The 17,788-nt window shown below is 70.3% G+C and carries 18 protein-coding genes; 15 read left to right on the top strand and 3 right to left on the bottom strand.

The features are described from left to right. Position 1 precedes the first annotated feature (1 nt). On the top strand, positions 2-994 hold the full coding sequence (gene tilS, locus MRBLWH11_RS01605; RefSeq protein WP_341946453.1) for a tRNA lysidine(34) synthetase TilS: 993 nt from the start codon (positions 2-4) through the stop codon (positions 992-994). Here the strand turns inward: tilS and MRBLWH11_RS01600 are convergent, their stop codons facing one another. Continuing rightward, positions 995-1,588, bottom strand: a complete 594-nt coding sequence (locus MRBLWH11_RS01600; RefSeq protein WP_116634195.1) for a DUF937 domain-containing protein — start codon at positions 1,586-1,588, stop codon at positions 995-997. It lies immediately after the preceding gene. 86 nt (positions 1,589-1,674) lie between these two features. On the opposite strand from MRBLWH11_RS01600, the gene hpt reads away from it, so the two are divergent. The 10 genes from hpt (at position 1,675) to MRBLWH11_RS01550 (ending at position 10,493) form a co-directional block, all read left to right on the top strand. After that, positions 1,675-2,226: a hypoxanthine phosphoribosyltransferase gene (hpt, locus tag MRBLWH11_RS01595; protein ID WP_341946452.1), complete on the top strand. Its 552-nt coding sequence runs from the start codon at positions 1,675-1,677 to the stop codon at positions 2,224-2,226. 128 nt (positions 2,227-2,354) lie between these two features. Then, entirely contained in the window at positions 2,355-4,355 is a 2,001-nt protein-coding gene (gene ftsH, locus MRBLWH11_RS01590) for an ATP-dependent zinc metalloprotease FtsH (RefSeq protein ID WP_116634197.1), read from the top strand. Between the two features lies 1 nt (position 4,356). After that, a complete protein-coding gene (gene folE, locus MRBLWH11_RS01585; protein WP_243408818.1) occupies positions 4,357-5,016 on the top strand; it encodes a GTP cyclohydrolase I in 660 nt (219 codons plus the stop codon). Beyond that, positions 5,013-5,822, top strand: coding sequence for a dihydropteroate synthase (gene folP / locus MRBLWH11_RS01580; protein ID WP_116634198.1), 810 nt, complete (start codon positions 5,013-5,015; stop codon positions 5,820-5,822). The genes folE and folP overlap by 4 nt, the downstream gene beginning before the upstream one ends. Before the next feature lie 31 nt (positions 5,823-5,853). Beyond that, on the top strand, positions 5,854-6,249 hold the full coding sequence (gene folB, locus MRBLWH11_RS01575) for a dihydroneopterin aldolase (RefSeq protein WP_341946451.1): 396 nt from the start codon (positions 5,854-5,856) through the stop codon (positions 6,247-6,249). Then, on the top strand, positions 6,246-6,785 hold the full coding sequence (gene folK / locus MRBLWH11_RS01570) for a 2-amino-4-hydroxy-6-hydroxymethyldihydropteridine diphosphokinase (protein ID WP_341946450.1): 540 nt from the start codon (positions 6,246-6,248) through the stop codon (positions 6,783-6,785). Before folB ends, folK begins: the two co-directional genes overlap by 4 nt. After that, complete coding sequence (locus tag MRBLWH11_RS01565) at positions 6,782-7,264, top strand: DUF3180 domain-containing protein (RefSeq protein ID WP_116634201.1); 483 nt, start codon at positions 6,782-6,784, stop codon at positions 7,262-7,264. Before folK ends, MRBLWH11_RS01565 begins: the two co-directional genes overlap by 4 nt. Then, on the top strand, positions 7,215-7,796 hold the full coding sequence (locus tag MRBLWH11_RS01560; RefSeq protein ID WP_116634202.1) for a PH domain-containing protein: 582 nt from the start codon (positions 7,215-7,217) through the stop codon (positions 7,794-7,796). Before MRBLWH11_RS01565 ends, MRBLWH11_RS01560 begins: the two co-directional genes overlap by 50 nt. Continuing rightward, positions 7,793-9,796, top strand: coding sequence for a PH domain-containing protein (locus MRBLWH11_RS01555; protein WP_341946449.1), 2,004 nt, complete (start codon positions 7,793-7,795; stop codon positions 9,794-9,796). The genes MRBLWH11_RS01560 and MRBLWH11_RS01555 overlap by 4 nt, the downstream gene beginning before the upstream one ends. 4 nt (positions 9,797-9,800) lie before the next feature. Beyond that, entirely contained in the window at positions 9,801-10,493 is a 693-nt protein-coding gene (locus tag MRBLWH11_RS01550; protein ID WP_116634204.1) for a DUF2520 domain-containing protein, read from the top strand. Positions 10,494-10,511: 18 nt separating this feature from the next. On the opposite strand, the gene MRBLWH11_RS01545 is transcribed toward MRBLWH11_RS01550, so the two are convergent. Beyond that, positions 10,512-12,422: a DUF2207 domain-containing protein gene (locus MRBLWH11_RS01545; protein ID WP_341946448.1), complete on the bottom strand. Its 1,911-nt coding sequence runs from the start codon at positions 12,420-12,422 to the stop codon at positions 10,512-10,514. Between the two features lie 80 nt (positions 12,423-12,502). Here MRBLWH11_RS01545 and lysS point away from each other — a divergent pair, with 80 nt between their 5' ends. Continuing rightward, positions 12,503-14,035, top strand: a complete 1,533-nt coding sequence (gene lysS, locus MRBLWH11_RS01540; RefSeq protein WP_116634206.1) for a lysine--tRNA ligase — start codon at positions 12,503-12,505, stop codon at positions 14,033-14,035. On the opposite strand, the gene MRBLWH11_RS01535 is transcribed toward lysS, so the two are convergent. Continuing rightward, positions 14,028-15,146, bottom strand: a complete 1,119-nt coding sequence (locus MRBLWH11_RS01535; RefSeq protein ID WP_341946447.1) for a DUF4192 family protein — start codon at positions 15,144-15,146, stop codon at positions 14,028-14,030. The genes lysS and MRBLWH11_RS01535 overlap by 8 nt on opposite strands. Positions 15,147-15,258: 112 nt before the next feature. Between MRBLWH11_RS01535 and MRBLWH11_RS01530 the strand changes: the two genes are divergently transcribed. The 3 genes from MRBLWH11_RS01530 (at position 15,259) to MRBLWH11_RS01520 (ending at position 17,785) form a co-directional block, all read left to right on the top strand. Beyond that, entirely contained in the window at positions 15,259-15,432 is a 174-nt protein-coding gene (locus tag MRBLWH11_RS01530; RefSeq protein ID WP_165808000.1) for a hypothetical protein, read from the top strand. Positions 15,433-15,523: 91 nt separating this feature from the next. After that, positions 15,524-16,984 carry a cardiolipin synthase gene (gene cls / locus MRBLWH11_RS01525; RefSeq protein ID WP_341946446.1) on the top strand — a complete coding sequence of 487 codons (1,461 nt, stop codon included), beginning with the start codon at positions 15,524-15,526 and terminating at the stop codon, positions 16,982-16,984. 63 nt (positions 16,985-17,047) lie between these two features. Further along, entirely contained in the window at positions 17,048-17,785 is a 738-nt protein-coding gene (locus tag MRBLWH11_RS01520) for a hypothetical protein (RefSeq protein ID WP_341946445.1), read from the top strand. Positions 17,786-17,788: the final 3 nt, after the last annotated feature.

The raw sequence follows: 17,788 nt of genomic DNA, 5'->3' as shown, positions 1-17,788 counted from the left end.
CGTGCCCTCGCTCAACCCCGCCGTCGCCGAGATCCGCCTCGCCGTGCGCACCGCGCTCGCCGACATCCCCGAGGGCTCTACGGCGATCGTCGCCCTCTCCGGGGGCGCCGACTCGCTCGCGCTCGCCGCGGCCACCGCCTTCGAGGCCTCGAAGAGGGGGATACGGGCGACATCCGTCACCGTCGATCACGGTCTGCAGGTCGACTCCTCGGAGGTCGCGGCGCGTGCGGCGAGCATCGCCACCGGACTCGGTCTCGAAGCGATCGTGGTGCGTGTCGACGTCGACGGCGAAGGAGGCCCCGAGGCGGCGGCGCGCGAGGCGCGCTACCGGGTGCTGCGGGATGCCGCAGACGAGATCGGCGCTTCTGCCGTGCTCCTCGGGCACACGCTCGACGACCAGGCCGAGACGGTGCTGCTCGGGCTCGCGCGCGGTTCCGGGGCGGCGAGCCTTCAAGGCATGGCGCCGGCGCGGGAGGACGAGGACGGGGTGCGCTGGCTGCGGCCGCTGCTCGGGGTGCGTCGCGAGACGACGCGTGCGTTCTGCACGGCATCCGATCTGGACCCGTGGGACGACCCCCACAATCTCGACGACCGGTTCGCCCGGGTGCGCGTGCGCGAGAGGGTGCTCCCGGTGCTCGAGGCAGAGCTCGGGCCGGGTATCGCGGAGGCGCTCGCCCGCACCGCGGAGCAGCTCCGCGAGGACGCCGAAGCTTTCGACGAGATGATCCACGAGACGATCGAGGACATCGTCGAGCATGCGGAGGCGGGCATCTCGGTCAGCGTCGCCGCACTCGCGGCCAACCCCGCCGCGCTGCGGAACCGGATCATCCGCCTCGTGGTCGACAGCGAGTTCGGCGTCAGCCTGACCCGCGCCCAGACCGTCGAGGTCGCGAGACTCGTGACGGACTGGGCGGGTCAGGGGCCGATCGATCTGCCCGGCTGCTCGGCCGTGCGCCGAGGCGGGCAGATCGTCTTCACGGCATCCGGTCGCTGACTACTTCTTGCCGCCGAGCAGGCCGCCCAGGAGGTCGCCGATCCCGCCGCCACCGGATCCGCCCGACCCGCCGCCGAGCAGGCCGCCCAGCACGTCGCCGATGCCCCCGCCGCCCGCGCCGCCGCCGCTGTTGCCTCCGCCGAGCAGACCGCCGATGAGGTCGCCGATGCCGCCGCCGGACTCCGGCGCGCCGGCATCCGCCTTCTTGTCCTTGTTCGCGTTCGCGATGAGGCCCATCACGATCGGCGCGAGGATCGGCAGGAGCTTGCCGAAGTCGATGCCCGGGGTCGCCTTCGACTCCGTGAGCTTCGTGGTGACCTCCTTCTCGTTCCCGCCGAGGATGTGCGCGACGATCTTGCCGCCGTCGGCCTGATCGACGTCGTCGACCTTCCCGGCTCCGGTGGAGCCCTCGTGCTTCTGCAGCGCCTTCTGGATGGCGGCAGAGCCCTCCGCGGTCTCGGCGTTCTTGGCGAGCCCGCCGAGCAGCACCGCACCGCCCTGCTCGATCGCGACCTTCGCCTCGTCGCGCGAGACTCCGAGCTTCTCGGCGATGTCGTCGATCGGCACCTGCTTGAGGATGTCGTCCAGGGCCATGTGAATCCTTCCGTCGGTGGGCATCCGCCCGTCTCACCGCTCACAGTAGTGCGGATGCCGGGTCGGAGGGAGTCTAAAATCGATCCATGCGCGCCGCGGAAATCCAGGACGACCTTGCCCAGATCCTCGTCACCGAGGAGCAGATCCTCGCGAAGCTCGACGAGCTCGCGGCCCAGGTCGCCGTCGACTACGCGGGCAAGCAGCTCGTCCTGGTCGGCGTGCTCAAGGGTGCGGTGATGGTGATGGCGGACTTCGCACGGGCACTGCCGTTCCACGCCCCGATGGACTGGATGGCGGTGTCGAGCTACGGTGCGAGCACGAAGTCCAGCGGCGTGGTGCAGATCCGCAAGGACCTCGACACCGACCTCAACGGCAAGCACGTCCTGATCGTGGAGGACATCATCGACTCCGGGCTGACCCTGAGCTGGTTGCTCGAGAACTTCGAGTCGCGCGGAGCCGAGTCGATCGAGGTGCTGGCGCTGCTGCGCAAGCCCGAAGCCGCGAAGGTCGTCATCGACTGCAAGTACGTCGGATTCGACATCCCCACCGACTTCGTCGTCGGCTACGGCCTCGACTACGCCGAGCGGTACCGCAACCTGCGCGACGTGGCCGTCCTCGCGCCGCACGTCTACAGCTGACGCTTCGACAGGCTCAGCGACCCAGGTGGGGCGCCCAGCGGTGCATGGGTCCCTGAGCCTGACGAAGGGTACGCCGTGGGTGAACGCACAGCGGGTGCCTAGTTCTCGCGCGATACGCTGATCCGATCATGGATGTGAAGAAGCTCACCCGGAATCCGCTGATCTACGTCGCGCTGATCGGCGTGCTGCTCTTCGGCGGCTTCCTCCTGATCTCGAACCTCGGGGCGCCCAAGCAGATCACGACCCAGGAGGGGCTGAAGCTGCTCTCGGGCTCGTCGGTCACCGAGGTCGTGAACACCGACGGCGACCAGCGGGTCGACATGACCCTGTCGAAGCCGTTCGAGGGTTCCGAGAACGTGCAGTTCTACTACGTCGACGCCCGCGCCGACGAGGTGGTCTCCGCGATCAACGAGGCAGCCCCGAAGGACGGCTTCAACGACGCGGTGCCGCGTGCGACGTGGTTCGACGGCTTCCTCTCGCTCCTCCTGCCGCTCGTGCTGCTCGGCCTCCTGTTCTGGTGGCTGCTCTCGTCCATGCAGGGCGGCGGCGGCAAGGTCATGCAGTTCGGCAAGTCGAAGGCCAAGCTCGTCAACAAGGAGACCCCGACGGTCACCTTCGCCGACGTCGCCGGTGCCGACGAGGCGATCGAGGAGCTCCACGAGATCAAGGAGTTCCTGCAGGACCCGGCCAAGTTCCAGGCGATCGGCGCCCGCATCCCGAAGGGCGTGCTGCTGTACGGCCCTCCCGGAACCGGGAAGACGCTGCTCGCCCGCGCGGTCGCCGGTGAGGCCGGTGCTCCGTTCTACTCGATCTCCGGCTCGGACTTCGTCGAGATGTTCGTCGGCGTCGGCGCCTCGCGTGTGCGCGACCTCTTCGGCCAGGCCAAGGAGAACGCCCCCGCCATCATCTTCATCGACGAGATCGACGCCGTCGGCCGTCACCGCGGTGCCGGCATGGGCGGCGGCAACGACGAGCGCGAGCAGACCCTCAACCAGATGCTGGTCGAGATGGACGGCTTCGACCCGAACGCGAACGTGATCGTGATCGCGGCGACGAACCGCCCCGACATCCTCGACCCCGCGCTGCTGCGCCCCGGTCGCTTCGACCGTCAGATCGGCGTGGACGCCCCCGACCTCAAGGGCCGCCAGAAGATCCTCGAGGTGCACAGCAAGGGCAAGCCCCTGTCGAAGAGCGTCGACCTCGAGGTCGTCGCCCGCAAGACCCCCGGGTTCACCGGTGCGGATCTCGCCAACGTGCTGAACGAGGCGGCGCTCCTGACCGCGCGCTCGAACGCGCAGCTGGTCGACAACCGCGCCCTCGACGAGGCCATCGACCGCGTGATCGCCGGTCCGCAGCGCCGTACCCGCGTGATGCGGGACAAGGAGAAGCTGATCACGGCGTACCACGAGGGCGGACACGCACTCGCGGCGGCGGCGATGAACTACACCGACCCGGTCACCAAGATCACGATCCTGCCGCGAGGCAAGGCGCTCGGATACACGATGGTGCTGCCGCTGGACGACAAGTACTCGGTCACCCGCAATGAGCTGCAGGACCAGCTGACCTACGCCATGGGCGGCCGCGTCGCCGAGGAGATCATCTTCCACGACCCGACCACCGGCGCCTCGAACGACATCGAGAAGGCGACCTCGATCGCCCGCAAGATGGTGCTCGAGTACGGCATGACCACGCAGGTCGGTCCCGTCAAGCTCGGCACCGAGGGCGGCGAGCCCTTCGCCGGTCGTGACATGGGTCGCGGCCGTGAATACTCCGAGCGGGTCGCCGAGCGGGTCGACGCCGAGGTGCGCGCCCTGATCGAGCAGGCGCACAACGAGGCCTACGAGGTGATCAGCGCGAACCGCGACATCCTCGACAAGCTCGCCCTCGCGCTGCTCGAGGAGGAGACCCTCGACCACAACCAGATCGCCGAGATCTTCACCGAGATCAAGAAGCTCCCCGAGCGTCCGCTGTGGCTGTCGAGCGAGGACCGCCCGGTCTCCGAGCGCCCCCCGATCGAGGTGCCGAAGAAGGACGTGTCGCTCGCGGCATCCGTCGAGGCGCCCTCCGCGACGCCGCGTGCCCAGCAGGGATCCGCCGGAGTGAGCAACCCCCGTCCCGCGACGGCGTGACGTGACCGTCGACAGGCAGCGCGTCGAACGGCTCACCAGAGAGCTGCTCGAGGCGATCGGCGAAGACCCGGACCGGCCCGGCCTGAAGCAGACCCCGACCCGCATGGCCGAGCTGTACTCGGAGTTCTTCGACGGCGTCGGCGCGGATGCCGCGGAGCCGCTGGCGCGCACGATCAGCGTGACCCGCGGGCCGGCGCCCGACACCCTCCCGTCCGGGGCAGTGCTCCTGCGCGACATCCGCTTCCGCTCCGTCTGCGAGCACCACCTCCTGCCGTTCGCCGGCCACGCGCACCTCGCGTATCTGCCGGGCGAGCAGGTCGTCGGACTCGGCGCGCTCGTGCGCGTCGTCGAGATCCTCGCCGCCCGCCCGCAGGTGCAGGAGCGTCTCGGCGAGCAGATCGCCGACACGATCGCGGAGCACCTCGACACCCGCGGCGTCCTCGTCGTGCTCGACGCCAGCCACGGCTGCGTCACCATGCGCGGCGGTCGGCAGACCGAGGCGTCGACGCTGACGATCGCCGCGCGCGGCGAGTACACGGATGCCGCGGCGCGGGCCGAGCTCATCACGCTGATCGGCGCTTCGGGCGCCGCTCCGGTCGTCGAGCGACCGCAGCGAGACGAAGCGCCCCATCGTCCGACGGGTTCAGGATCCGACGCATGACCGGGATCTGGGGGATCGTCAACGTCACTCCCGATTCGTTCAGCGACGGCGGGCGCTATCTCGATGTCGACAGGGCGGTCGCCCACGGCCTGCGACTGCGTGCCGACGGCGCGAGCGTGCTCGACGTCGGCGGCGAGTCGACCAGGCCCGGCGCGGAGCGCGTCGGCACGGATGTCGAGCAGCAGCGCGTGATCCCCGTGATCGAGCAGCTCGCCGCGGCGGGCGTTCCGATCAGCGTCGACACGCTCAGCGCGGCCACCGCCGCGGCGGCCGTGCGCGCCGGCGCCCGGATCGTCAACGACGTCTCGGGCGGTCTCGCCGACCCCGACATGCGGGCGGCGGTCGCCGAATCCGGTGCGGACTACGCGGTCGGGCACTGGCGCGGATTCTCGGCCGACATGTACGCCAACGCCGAGTACCGCCGAGCGGCCAGGGAGGTCGCCGGAGAGCTGCAGGAGCGCATCGGAGAGGCCGCAGCGGCCGGTATCGCCCCCTCGCGACTGATCGTGGATCCCGGCATCGGCTTCGCCAAGGCGGGCGCCCAGAACTGGGACGTGCTGCGCGGGCTCGACGAGATCGTGGCGCTCGGACCCCGGGTGCTCATCGGCACCTCCCGCAAGCGGTTCCTCGCCGAGACGCTGCCGTCCGAGGCGGGGGAGACCGGCGGGATCTCGGAGGCCCGCCGTGACCTCGCCACCGCCGTGACCAGCGCGTTGGCCGCGCGCGCCGGCGTGTGGGCCGTCCGGGTGCACGACGTCGCCGCGACCCGCGATGCGCTCGCCATCGCCCACGCCTGGACGGGGTGAGGCGGCTCGACCGCCGCCGTACGCTAGGGACATGGACTTCCTCGACGAGATCTCCCTCACCGGGCTGACCGTGTTCGGACGCCACGGCGTCTACGACCACGAGCGGGAGGACGGGCAGGAGTTCACGGTCGACCTCCGCCTGCGGCTGGCGCTGGACCAGGCCGCGGCATCCGACGACGTGAGCGACACCGTGCACTACGGAGAGCTCGCCGAGAAGGTCGCGGCCGTGGTCGCCGGGGAACCCCTGAACCTCATCGAGACCCTCGCCGAACGCATCGCCGTCACCGCCCTCGAAGACCTCCGGGTGCAGGGCGTCACCGTGACCGTGCACAAGCCGCACGCCCCGATCCCGCTCACGTTCGCCGACGTGGCCGTCACGGTTCATCGCAGCCGCCCCACCCCCGGCCTGGAGGACATCACCGCATGAGTCGGAATCTCGCCCAGCCCATGGACGCCCCCGAGCGCCGTCCGGGTCGTCCGGAAACCGTGGCCGTCGTCGCCCTCGGCGCGAACCTCGGCGAACGTCACGCGACCATCCGCGCCGCCGCGGAGCGGATCGCGCGACTGCCGCTCGTCGGGGAGGTGCGCCTGTCCCCGCTGTTCGAGACCGTCGCGCTGCGTGTGGACGGGCCCAACCTCGAGGCGCCCGGCTACGTCAACGCCGTCGCCCTGGTCACGACCCGGCTCGCTCCCGAGATCCTGCTCGGGATGCTGCATGCCATCGAAGACGAGAACGGCCGGGAGCGCCGCGAGCGCTGGGGGGACAGGACGCTGGACCTCGACCTCATCGCGTACGGCGACGTCGTCTCGGACGAGCCGCACCTGCAGCTCCCGCATCCGCGCGCGGCAGAGCGCCTCTTCGTGCTGGATCCGTGGCTCGATCTCGATGCCGACGCCGAGCTCATCGGGCACGGCAGGGTGGCCGACCTCGCGGCGGAGCTGCGCGATCGGGGCGATGGATGAGGCGCACGTCCGTCGGCCTCCTCGCCGTTCTGGCCCTCCTCGGGGTCGGGCTCGGGTACCTGGTCGATCACCTGCTCACCGCGAGCGGTCGCGCGACCTTCACCCCGTCGCTGCTGCTGCCGGTGCTTCTCCTGCTGATCGCGGCCGCTGCTCTCGGCGTGGCCTGGCCGGTGCGGAACAGCGTGCGCTCCGGCATCCGGATCGATCCCTTCCGGGCACTCAGGGCGGCGACCCTCGCCCGCGCCTCGAGTCTGCTCGGCGCGATCATGGCGGGCCTCGGAGCCGGTCTCCTCGTGTTCCTCCTCACCCGCCCCATCGATCCGCCGGTAGGGTCGACTGTGGCCATGCTGGCCCTGATCGGGAGCGCGATCGTCCTCGTGATCGCCGCGCTCGTCGCCGAACAGTTCTGCACCCTGCCGAAGGATCCTGATGACTCAGAACCCAGAGACCGCGCCCCTGAACCCGGCGGAGGGCACTGACCTCGACGCCCTCGACCAGGGCACCTACACGCGGCTGCGCACCGCGCGGAACGAGGCGCGGCTGGAACTGGACGGCACCTGGCACCAGATCTCGCCCCGCTATGTCGTCTCGCAGATCGTGCAGAACGTGATCTTCATCGTCGTGGTGGTCGTGGCAGCCGTGGTGCTCAACATCTTCCTGGAGCAGGACTGGGTGTGGATCCCCGCCGGCGTGATCCTGCTCCTCACGGTGATCGCGCTCATCATCCTGCCGCGACAGGCCAGGGCCATCGGCTACATGCTCCGCGCCGACGACATCGTCTTCCGCAAGGGGATCCTGTGGCAGCGGATGATCGCCGTGCCCTATGGGCGCATGCAGCTCGTGGACATCACGCAGGGTCCGCTCGACCGCGCCTTCGGAATCTCGCAGCTGAAGATGGTGACCGCCGCCGCCACCACCGGCGTGCAGATCCCCGGCCTCACCCAGCCCGCGTCCGAAGCGCTGCGCGACACCCTCATCGAAGTGGCCGAGACCCGCCGGACCGGCCTGTGAGCGAGCAGCAGTTCCCCGCCACCCCGCACGCACCGGCGCCCACGCAGGTCGGCGACGCGTCGACGACTCTTGCGGACGGCGAATGGCATCGGATGCATCCGCTGACGCCCCTGTTCAAGGGCGGGCTGGTGCTGATCATCGTCGCCGGCATCCTGATCGCGAACATGCGGGACCGGATCATCACCTGGCTGGTGACGCTCTTCACGCCCGAGGAGGCGCACTACGGCGACTACGCCGGCCGCGACCCGGTCGACTGGGTGTTCGAGAACAACCTGATCCTGCTGGTGCTCCTCGGAGTCCTGGGGCTCGTGGTCGTGCTGGTGCTCGTCTTCTGGATGCTCTGGCGCTTCCACCAGTTCCGCATCACCGGTGATCACGTCGAGGTGCGCAAGGGCATCATCTTCCGCTCGCACCGGCGCGCGCCCCTCGATCGCGTGCAGGGCGTCAACCTCACGCGTCCGTTCCCCGCCCGGATCATCGGACTCGCCAAGCTCGAAGTGGTCGGCGCGGGCAACGACGCCAACGTCGACCTGGAGTACCTCGCGACGACTCGGGCGGAGTCGGTGCGCGCCGACATCCTGCGCCTCGCCTCCGGGGCACGGGCCGCGCGTCACGCGGCCCTCAACCCGCAGGCCCCGTCGGCCGACCCGGATGCCGCTGCGGTCCCCGCGACGACGCGGGCGCAGCTGCGCGGCTCGGTCAACGAGGGCGTCACGAGCCTGATCGCCGGAGTCGACCTCGCCGATGTCGCTCCGGAGAGCGTCGTGAAGATCCCGGCCGGTCGTCTGATCGGGTCGCAGCTCATCTCGGGGCTGCTGTGGCTGTTCTTCTTCGGCATCATCTTCGCGATCGCGCTCGGCAGCACGATCATCGGCCTGGTCGCCGACGGCGACACCGGCGGCGGCGTGGTGCTGCTCGGCATCGGCCTCGCCATGGGCATCCCCATGCTCATCGCCGTGGTCGGCATCACCTGGGCGCAGATCTCCAAGTCGCTGCGCTATTCGATCGCGCCGACGCCCGACGGGGTGCGCATCACGTACGGTCTGCTCACCACGGTGACCGAGACGCTGCCGCCCGGACGCATCTTCGCGGTCGAGGTGTCGCAGTCGCTCCTGTGGCGCCCCTTCGGCTGGTGGACGATCAAGATCAACCGGATGAGCGGCAAGAGCGCGGCGGCGCAGCAGTCCGGCAACGCGCAGCAGTTCAACGTGGTGCTGCCGGTGGGCAAGCGCGCCGATGTGGAGCGCGTGCTCGGCCTCGTGCTGCCGGACGTGCCGGCGGCGAGCATCCCGTTCCTCTGGGAGCAGGGCATCGTCGGGCCTGCCGACGGCGATCCGTTCCGGCGGATGCCGCGACGTGCCTGGTGGCGTCGTCCGCTGTCCTGGAAGCGGCACGGGTATGCGATCGCCGACTTCGGGCTCCTGCTGCGCCGTGGATTCGTGTGGCGCAAGCTCGCGGTCTTCCCGCTCGCCCGTCTGCAGGGCGTCTCGCTCTCGCAGGGTCCCATCGACCGGGCGCAGCGCGTCTCGGGCGCCCAGGTGCACACGGCACCGGGACCGATCACGGGGTACCTCTCCGGACTCGAGCGCGAGGATGCGCTGGCGCTGCTCGGCGATGTCAGCCGCGCCGCGGCCGAAGCCGCGTCGCGAGACACCAGCCATCGCTGGAGCGAGCACGCTCCGGCGGCGCCCCCGGCTCCTCCGGCGTACGCGAACCTCCCGGCGCCTGCGGGACCACCGGTCGCGCTCCCCGCGCCAGGCGTGACGCCGCCTCCGATCGCGCCACCTGCACCGCCCTCTTACGCGCCTCCGGTGACGCCGCCGACGTACGCGCCTCCGGTGATGCCGCCGCCTGCGCCTCCGGTCGCACCGCCGACGTACGCGCCTCCGGTGACGCCCCCACCTGCGCCTCCGGTCGCACCGCCTCCTGCGCCTCCGGTGATGCCGCCGCCTGCACCTCCGGTCGTGCCGCCGCCCGCGCCGCCCACGAACGGGGAGTGACGCCGTGGTGCGCGACGGGCGTCTCGGCGTCGGCATTATCGGCGCGGGCCGCGTCGGACCGGTGATCGGCGCCGCGCTCGGCGGCGCCGGCCACGCGATCGTCGGCATCACGAGCGGATCGGATGACGAGCGCGCGTCGGCCGTCCTGCCGGAGGTGCCCGTGCTCGACGCCCTCGAGGTCGTGCGCAGGGCGGAGCTCGTGATCCTCGCCGTGCCGACGGACCAGCTCGCCTCTCTCGTGGCGGGAATCGCCGAGGTCGGCGGGTGGCAGATCGGTCAGCTCGTGCTGCACACCGATCCCGGCCACGGCACCGAGGTGCTGCGGCCCGCTGCCGAGCGCGGCGCGATCCCGCTCGCCGTGCATCCCGCGATCACGTTCACGGGGACCTCGATCGACCTGCGACAGCTGCAGGCGGGCTTCGCCGCGGTCACGGCCCCTGCCCCGGTGCTGCCCATCGCGCAGGCGCTCGCCGTCGAGATGGGATGCGAGCCGATCGTGATCGCCGAAGAGGATCGCCCCGCCTACGCGGACGCCATCCAGACCGCGACGGAGTTCTCCCGGTCGATCATCGGCCAGTCCACGGCGCGGCTGCGCGAGATCGGCGTCGAGAACCCCGGCGGCTACCTCTCGGCGCTCGTGCAGTCGACGGTCGAGCGCGCCCTGCGCGAGGCATCCGATCCTCCGCCGCTGATCTGACCCACACGACGGGCAGCATCAGCGTCCGCCCGAGAACCCTCCGCCGCCTCCGCCGCCGGAGAAGCCGCCGCCGAACGACCCGCCCGAACTCGACGAGCTGCCCGACGACGGCGAGGTGTAGGTCGCGGCGGCATGCGACGATGAGGTGAAGGCCGAGAGGTAGACGCCGAGGTACGGGGTGGTCGGGTCGCCGATCCACCCGGGTCCCCGCTGCTCGCGGGAGTAGGCGGTCTCGAGCACGTCGCCCCACTCCTTCTCCATCCCGAAGAGCATCGCGTAGGGGAGGAGGCGCTCGTACACGTGGATGACGTCGGCGGTCCCGTCCTGCCGGCGCTCCGCCCCCGTGTAGGACTGCAGCATGCGCAGACGGTCGGCATCGGCGACCCGGATGAACTCCTCGACGCCCTTCAGGTACTCGAATTCCCTGGCGCCCTCGGGGGTGAGCACCGTGTGCTTCGCGAAGGAGAAGAAGCTCGCGATGAGCACGAGCACGAGTCCGAAGGAGATCGCGACGAGAGCGGGGACGGCGGAGAGCCGGCCGGAGGCCACGCCCCACACGCTCAGTCCCATGCCGACGGCCGCGATCGCGATCGCGCACCACTGCACGATCGCCGCGCCGCGACTGCGCGCCGTGGTCGTGAGACCGCGGGTCTTCGCTGCGGTCTTCCCCGCCTCCTGGAGAGCGACCATGCGCATGGCGAAGGCCTCGCTGGCGCTCGGCACGTCGACGACGCCGCCGTCGTTCGCCTTCAGGAAGAGGGCGTCGAGCGCCTCGACGTCGAGTTGATCGGGGATGCGCGTCCCGGCGATGCGGCGCAGCCGCGGATGCTCGGGCGAGCCGCCCTCCTCGATGCGCAGCGTTCCCCGCACGGCGAGATGCACGATCTCGGCGGGGATCACATCCTTCGCGCTCGGCAGGAGGGCGGCGGCGAGCAGCGGGGGCATCGAGTCGGGAACGTCGTACTGCGCGACGATGACGCCGGTGGCGGTGCGGCGGCGGCGCTTGAAGGCGGACACGGCGATCCAGGCGCCGACCGACAGTCCTCCCGCGCCGATCGCGGCGGCCAGAGGAACCGTGTCGGTGACCGGGTTCGGCGTGCGCGCGGACGGCTGCACGGCCGTGCCCTGCGCGAATCCGATCGCGACAGTCACCCCGTCGCCTGCCGCGCGTTCCCCCGACTCGACGCGGAACGTGGCGACGTCGCCGTCGACCGCCGGACCCTGCAGGTCGCACTCGTCGGTCGATCCCGAGTATCCGGTGTAGCAGCTCGCGGCTCCCGTGAGGCGGTCGCTCATCGCCGCGTCGAAGACGATGTCGGCGCGGAACCGCTCGATCGCCTGGGTGCTGTCGAGGGGGAGGAGGTCCCAGTAGAACTCGTCCACCGCGGGGTTCCCCTCGCCCTGTCCGCGCACGCTCTGGCGGGTCGAGGAGCCGGTCGATGCGTCGGCCGCGAGGATGACGTCGCGCATCTCGTACTCGATCACGTAGGTGGTCAGTCCCTGCACGAAGTCGTCGTTCCCGGTGAGGACGAGCAGCAGACCGTCTTCCTCCTCGGTCTCGTACGGCACGTCGGCGCCGTTCTCGTCCGTGACCGACAGCACACGGGTGTCGATGCCGGCCCCCTCGTACGCGGTGGGCAGCCCGCGGACGATGCCGCGGTTCTGGTCGTACTCGGGGAAGCGGGCGACGAGCGTCTCGACGACGTGCATCCGCGCGCGGCCCTCTTCATCGAGCCCGACCTCGTAGAGCGCGTCCCAGGAGGCGTAGGAGAAGTCGTCGACGTCCGCGTCCGCCACGGTGCTCGCGGGCGCGCCCGTCGATCGCGCGTCGGCCGGCTCGGATGCGGCGATCGCCGACGTCGGGGTGGCGACCGCGGCGACGGCGAGGGCGATCGCGGCGAACGCGCGGATGATCCGGGTGGCGGTCATGCTTCGAGGCTACCCAGCCTGCGCGAAGGAGTCGGCACGCCGTCTCGGTAAACTGGGGAGGACTTCAAGGAGCCCCGCACATGACTGACGCGTCCGCCGCGCCCGATTCGGCCTCGTCCGACCCTTCGAACGAAGAGGACGCCCACGAGCAGAAGACCGTCCGTCTCGCCAAGCGCGCGCGCCTGATCGAGAAGCGGGCGGATGCCGCGGGCGGCGCCTTCCCGGTCGGCGTCCCGGTGACGCACACCATCCCGACGCTCCGCGCGGAGTACGGAGAGCTCGAGGCGGGCGCCGAGACCGGCGTCGTGGTCGGAGTGGCCGGTCGCGTCGTGTTCAGCCGCAACACCGGCAAGCTCTGCTTCGCGACGCTGCAGGCCGGCGACGGCACCCGCATCCAGGCGATGATCTCGCTCGCGAACGTCGGCGAGGAGTCCCTCGCGGACTGGAAGGAGTACGTCGACCTGGGCGACCACGTCTTCGTGCACGGCGAGGTGATCTCCAGCCGCCGCGGCGAGCTGTCGATCATGGCCGACGACTGGGCGATCGCCTCCAAGGCGATCCTCCCGCTGCCCAACGCCTACTCCGAGCTCAGCGAGGAGGGGCGGGTCCGCAGCCGCTACCTCGACCTCATCGTGCGCGAGCAGGCACGCACCACGGTCCGCGCCCGCGCCGCGGTGAACGCGAGCCTTCGCGCGACCTTCACCGGGCACGACTACCTCGAGGTCGAGACGCCGATGCTGCAGGTGCAGCACGGCGGAGCATCCGCTCGCCCGTTCATCACCCGCTCGAACGCCTTCGACACCGAGCTCTACCTGCGCATCGCGCCGGAGCTCTACCTGAAGCGCGCCGTCGTCGGCGGCATCGAGCGGGTCTTCGAGATCAACCGCAACTTCCGCAACGAGGGCGCCGACTCGACGCACAGCCCGGAGTTCGCGATGCTCGAGGCCTATCAGGCCTACGGCGACTACAACCAGATGGCCGCACTCACGCAGGAGCTGGTGCAGCAGGCCGCGATCGCGGTGACCGGCTCGACCACCGTGACCTGGGCCGACGGCACCGAGTACGATCTCGGCGGCGAGTGGGACCGCATCTCGATGTACGAATCGCTCTCCGCGGCATCCGGTCGCACGGTCACCCCGCAGGACTCGGTCGACGACCTGATCGCCTTCGCCGAGCAGAGCGGAGTCGATCTGCCGCCGCAGGCCACGCACGGCAAGCTCGTCGAGGAGCTCTGGGAGCACTTCGTGAAGGGCGACCTCGTGCGCCCGACCTTCGTGATGGACTTCCCGGTCGACACGTCGCCCCTGGTGCGCGAGCACCGCTCGATCGACGGCGTCGTGGAGAAGTGGGACCTGTACATCCGCGGCTTCGAGCTGGCGACGGGGTACTCCGAGCTCGTCGACCCCGTGATCCAGCGCGAGCGCTTCGTCGAGCAGTCGAAGCTCGCCGCGCGCGGTGATGTCGAGGCGATGCCCATCGACGAGGAGTTCCTGCGGGCGCTGGAGCACGGCATGCCGCCGTCCGGTGGCATGGGAATGGGCATCGATCGTCTGCTGATGGCGATCACCGGGCTCGGCATCCGCGAGACGATCCTCTTCCCGCTGGTCAAGTAGCTGGGCCGCGTCGGAACGCCCACTCCGGCAGCAGCGCACCGCCGATCATGGTCTCGAGCAGCGCCGCGAGGCCGTACTGCGGATCGATGTCGCGCACCATCTCGAGATACCGGCCCGCGTGGGTCGACCTGCCGAGCGCCCACGACAACCACGCCGCTGCCGTGAGCGGCGCCGGTCGGTACGCGCGGGGCGCCTGCGCCGCGGCCCGGCGGACCACCGACAGCGCGAGCCGGAGACGGTCGAGATCGGGAGCGGGGCCGCGGCCCAGGAAGACCTGACCCAGATCGTCGGGGACCGTCGTGCCGGAGCCGGCGAAGGCGAGCTGTGCCGCGAGCGTGCGCATGCCGCCGGCCAGGTCCGTCGCCCACTGCGCGATGGCGACGTCGCGGAGCAGCGGCCGGTTCAGGCTCCACAGCAGCGCAGCCGTGGCGAAAGGCGGCAGGTCCTCCGGCGTTCGGAGGACCGATTCGAAGAACGCCGGCACGTCTTCCAGCATCACGAGGGCGGCGATCGCCATCGGGTTCTCCCGCCCGGTGAGTGCGCCGCACCTGTCGAGGCAGAGCATCTCGGTGAGCTCGAGGAGCGCCCGTCCCACCCGCTCCTTCTCGGCGAGGTCGGAGGGTGGAAGGTCGACGCCGGCGAACTGGTCTCCGGACACGTCGCCCTCGGACGGCAGGGCGGGCGAGGTCCCGATGTCGGAGAGCAGGCCGATCACGGGCTCGTCGACGAGGTAGCTCGACCAGCCGGCCGGGGTCACGCACAGGGCGTCGACGACCCGGAGACCCGCGTCCTCCGCGCAGCCGAGCAGCTCGTCGACCTCGACCGCGAAGGGCAGGACGAGACCGTCGCGCGTCGGGTGCGCCTCGGCGTCGGTGTAGACGACCAGGGCCACGGCATCCGTCCCTTCCACGCGCGACACCAGCCCGACCGCCGCGTCGGCGTACTCCTCGAGGGAGATGCCGTCATCGGGGAGGTCGAGGCGCATCGCACCGTAGGTGCGCGTACCGCGGAAGGGGAGGAGCACGATGCTCTGTCGAGGCGTGAACCCGGCGAGAGCGGGGACGACGCGGAGGAAGTCGGTGGAGTCGGAGGCGCGAAGCACGGTGGTCATTCCAGGAGTGTGATCGAACCCCGACCGGTCAGGGGGCGATAGCGCCCCCTGTGGAGTGTTCGGGCGAAAGGCGAGGAATGTGGACGAAGAGTCGCTCGCGTACGATGGACACATGGAGAACTTCTGGCTCGCTGCGGCATGGTCGATCCTGCCGACCATCGGAGTGAGCGCCGTCTTCTTCTTCGTGCTCCGCGGGATCATCCGCTCCGACCGCACCGAGCGCAAGGTGCACGCGCGCATCGAGGCCGAGGAGCGCGCCGCGCGCGGCCTCCCTCCTCGCGCCTGAGAGACGTCCGAGCCATCGGCTACTGTGTAGCCAATGCGCGGGCGACCGCGCGAGCCCTCGGTGATCGACGCCGGCGGAGCAAGGGGAGACGATGACGCCGGAGACCGTGGCCTGGTGGACCGCCGCGTTCCTGCTGCTGCTCGACCTCGTCATCCGCACGACGGCGATCATCGTGATCCCACGCAATCGCCGTCCCACGGCGGCGATGGCCTGGCTCCTCGCCGTGTTCTTCATCCCCTTCATCGGCGTCTTCCTCTTCCTGCTGATCGGGAACCCGCGCCTCCCGCGCGCCCGCCGCCGCAAGCAGGACCAGATCAACGAGTACATCGCGCAGACGAGCGAGCACCTCCACTTCGGAACCCTGCGGCCGCACGCTCCGGCGTGGTTCGGCCCCATCGTCGAGATGAACCAGAGGCTCGGCGCCCTCCCCCTCTCCGGCGACAACGGCGCGCACCTGATCTCGGACTATCAGGAATCGCTCGACGCGATGGCCGACGCGATCCGCGAGGCGCAGGACTACGTCCACATCGAGTTCTACATCCTCCAGTCCGACGACTCGACCGACAACTTCTTCCGGGCCATGGAGGAGATCGCAGCCCGCGGCGTCGAGGTCCGCGTGCTCCTCGATCACTGGGCGAACCGCTGGAAGCCGCGCTACCGGGCCACCATCAAGCGGCTGAACGCCATGGGCGCCGACTGGCAGCTCATGCTCCCGGTGCAGCCGCTGAAGGGCAGGATGCAGCGGCCCGACCTGCGCAATCACCGCAAGCTCCTCGTCGTCGACGGCAAGGTCGCCTTCCTCGGCTCGCAGAACGTCACGGCGTCGACGTACAACCTCCCGAAGAACATCAAGCGGGGTCTCAACTGGGTCGACCTGATGGTGCGCATCGACGGGCCGGTCGTCCTCAGCGTGAACGCGATCTTCCTCAGCGACTGGTACAGCGAGACCGACGAGGTGCTCGAGGAGATCGACATCTCCCACGCGAACATCGGATCGGGCGACCTGGACTGCCAGGTGGTGCCGTCGGGACCGGGCTTCGAGGTCGAGAACAACCTGCGCCTGTTCCTCGGTCTGCTCTACGCGGCGAAGAACCGCATCATGATCGTCAGCCCCTACTTCGTCCCCGACGAGGCGCTGCTGCTCGCCGTCACGGCAGCCGTCGACCGCGGCGTCGAGGTCGAGCTCTTCGTCTCGGAAGAGGGCGATCAGGCGATGGTCTATCACGCCCAGCGCAGCTACTACGAGGTGCTGCTCAAGGCGGGCGTGCGCATCTGGATGTACCGCAAGCCCTACATCCTCCACACCAAGAGCCTCACGATCGACGACGAGGTCGCGGTCATCGGCTCGAGCAACATGGACATGCGCTCCTTCGGTCTGAACCTGGAGGTGTCGATGCTCGTGCGCGGCGAGGAGTTCGTCACCGAGATGCGGGCCGTCGAGGACAAGTACCGCTCCCTGAGCCGGGAGCTGACCCTGGAGGAGTGGATGCAGCAGCCCCTCCGGTCGACCGTGCTCGACAACCTGGCCCGCCTCACCTCCGCTCTGCAGTGATCCGGCGCGATCCCGGTCGGTCTGGGGGATGAAACCGGAATATCGGGCGGGTACCCTGTGACCATGGCCACACGCACGCGTCTCGCAGCCGTCCTCTCGTCCCTCGCCGCGATCGCGCTCCTCGGTGCGGGCTGCACGGCGACGCCCGGTGCCGTGACGCCGACGAACTCGCCCGCACCGAGCTCGACGACCGGTGACGATGCCGGCGACATCGAGGGCGTTCTCCTCGACGAGGGACGCATGTTCGCCGTGGTCACCTGGGGGTCGTCCGGGTGCATCCCGCAGGTCGACGAGGTCTCGGCAGAGGGCCAGACGGTCACCGTGAACCTCGTGGATCTCGACGCCGAGGACGGCAAGGAGAAGGTGTGCACGGCCGACTTCGCGCCGCGCGCGAGCATCGGAGCCCTCCCCGAGGGAGTGGATCCCACCGCCGAGATCACCCTGCAGGTCACCTACGGGGACATCGTCGACGATGTCGAGCTCGACGGCGATGCCGCTTTCACCGGGAAGCCCGGGAGCTCGACCGAGTATCAGCCGTCGGCCGGCTGGTTCGACGACGGCAGCCTGGTGCTGCTCACGTGGGGCTCCTCCTCGTGCGCTCCGGTCGTCGAGGCCGTCGAGGGGTCCGGCAACGCGGGCACGGCCACGTTCGTCACGGATGCCGACCAGGTGTGCACCATGGACATGGCGCCGCGGGCGACGATCATCGCCTTCCCCGACGATGACGTGGACGACGACGACTTCACGCTGACGCTCACCGGCGGCGGCCTCGAGGGCACCGTGAAGGTGCTCAGCAGCTGACCG

This window comes from Microbacterium sp. LWH11-1.2, from assembly GCF_038397745.1.
Lineage (GTDB): Bacteria > Actinomycetota > Actinomycetes > Actinomycetales > Microbacteriaceae > Microbacterium.
Note: the sequence above shows the minus strand (reverse complement) of the source record. Positions and strands in the feature narration are given on the sequence as shown.

Excerpts from the sequence above, each read along its gene's own strand:
- MRBLWH11_RS01565 (WP_116634201.1), top strand. The coding sequence starts at position 6,782 with ATGAGGCGCACGTCCGTCGGCCTCCTCGCCGTTCTGGCCCTCCTCGGG.
- cls (WP_341946446.1), top strand. The coding sequence starts at position 15,524 with ATGACGCCGGAGACCGTGGCCTGGTGGACCGCCGCGTTCCTGCTGCTG.
- MRBLWH11_RS01560 (WP_116634202.1), top strand. The coding sequence starts at position 7,215 with ATGACTCAGAACCCAGAGACCGCGCCCCTGAACCCGGCGGAGGGCACT.
- MRBLWH11_RS01545 (WP_341946448.1), bottom strand. The coding sequence starts at position 12,422 with ATGACCGCCACCCGGATCATCCGCGCGTTCGCCGCGATCGCCCTCGCC.
- hpt (WP_341946452.1), top strand. The coding sequence starts at position 1,675 with ATGCGCGCCGCGGAAATCCAGGACGACCTTGCCCAGATCCTCGTCACC.
- folP (WP_116634198.1), top strand. The coding sequence starts at position 5,013 with ATGACCGGGATCTGGGGGATCGTCAACGTCACTCCCGATTCGTTCAGC.
- ftsH (WP_116634197.1), top strand. The coding sequence starts at position 2,355 with ATGGATGTGAAGAAGCTCACCCGGAATCCGCTGATCTACGTCGCGCTG.
- lysS (WP_116634206.1), top strand. The coding sequence starts at position 12,503 with ATGACTGACGCGTCCGCCGCGCCCGATTCGGCCTCGTCCGACCCTTCG.
- MRBLWH11_RS01530 (WP_165808000.1), top strand. The coding sequence starts at position 15,259 with ATGGAGAACTTCTGGCTCGCTGCGGCATGGTCGATCCTGCCGACCATC.
- MRBLWH11_RS01520 (WP_341946445.1), top strand. The coding sequence starts at position 17,048 with ATGGCCACACGCACGCGTCTCGCAGCCGTCCTCTCGTCCCTCGCCGCG.
- folK (WP_341946450.1), top strand. The coding sequence starts at position 6,246 with ATGAGTCGGAATCTCGCCCAGCCCATGGACGCCCCCGAGCGCCGTCCG.
- MRBLWH11_RS01535 (WP_341946447.1), bottom strand. The coding sequence starts at position 15,146 with ATGACCACCGTGCTTCGCGCCTCCGACTCCACCGACTTCCTCCGCGTC.
- MRBLWH11_RS01600 (WP_116634195.1), bottom strand. The coding sequence starts at position 1,588 with ATGGCCCTGGACGACATCCTCAAGCAGGTGCCGATCGACGACATCGCC.
- folB (WP_341946451.1), top strand. The coding sequence starts at position 5,854 with ATGGACTTCCTCGACGAGATCTCCCTCACCGGGCTGACCGTGTTCGGA.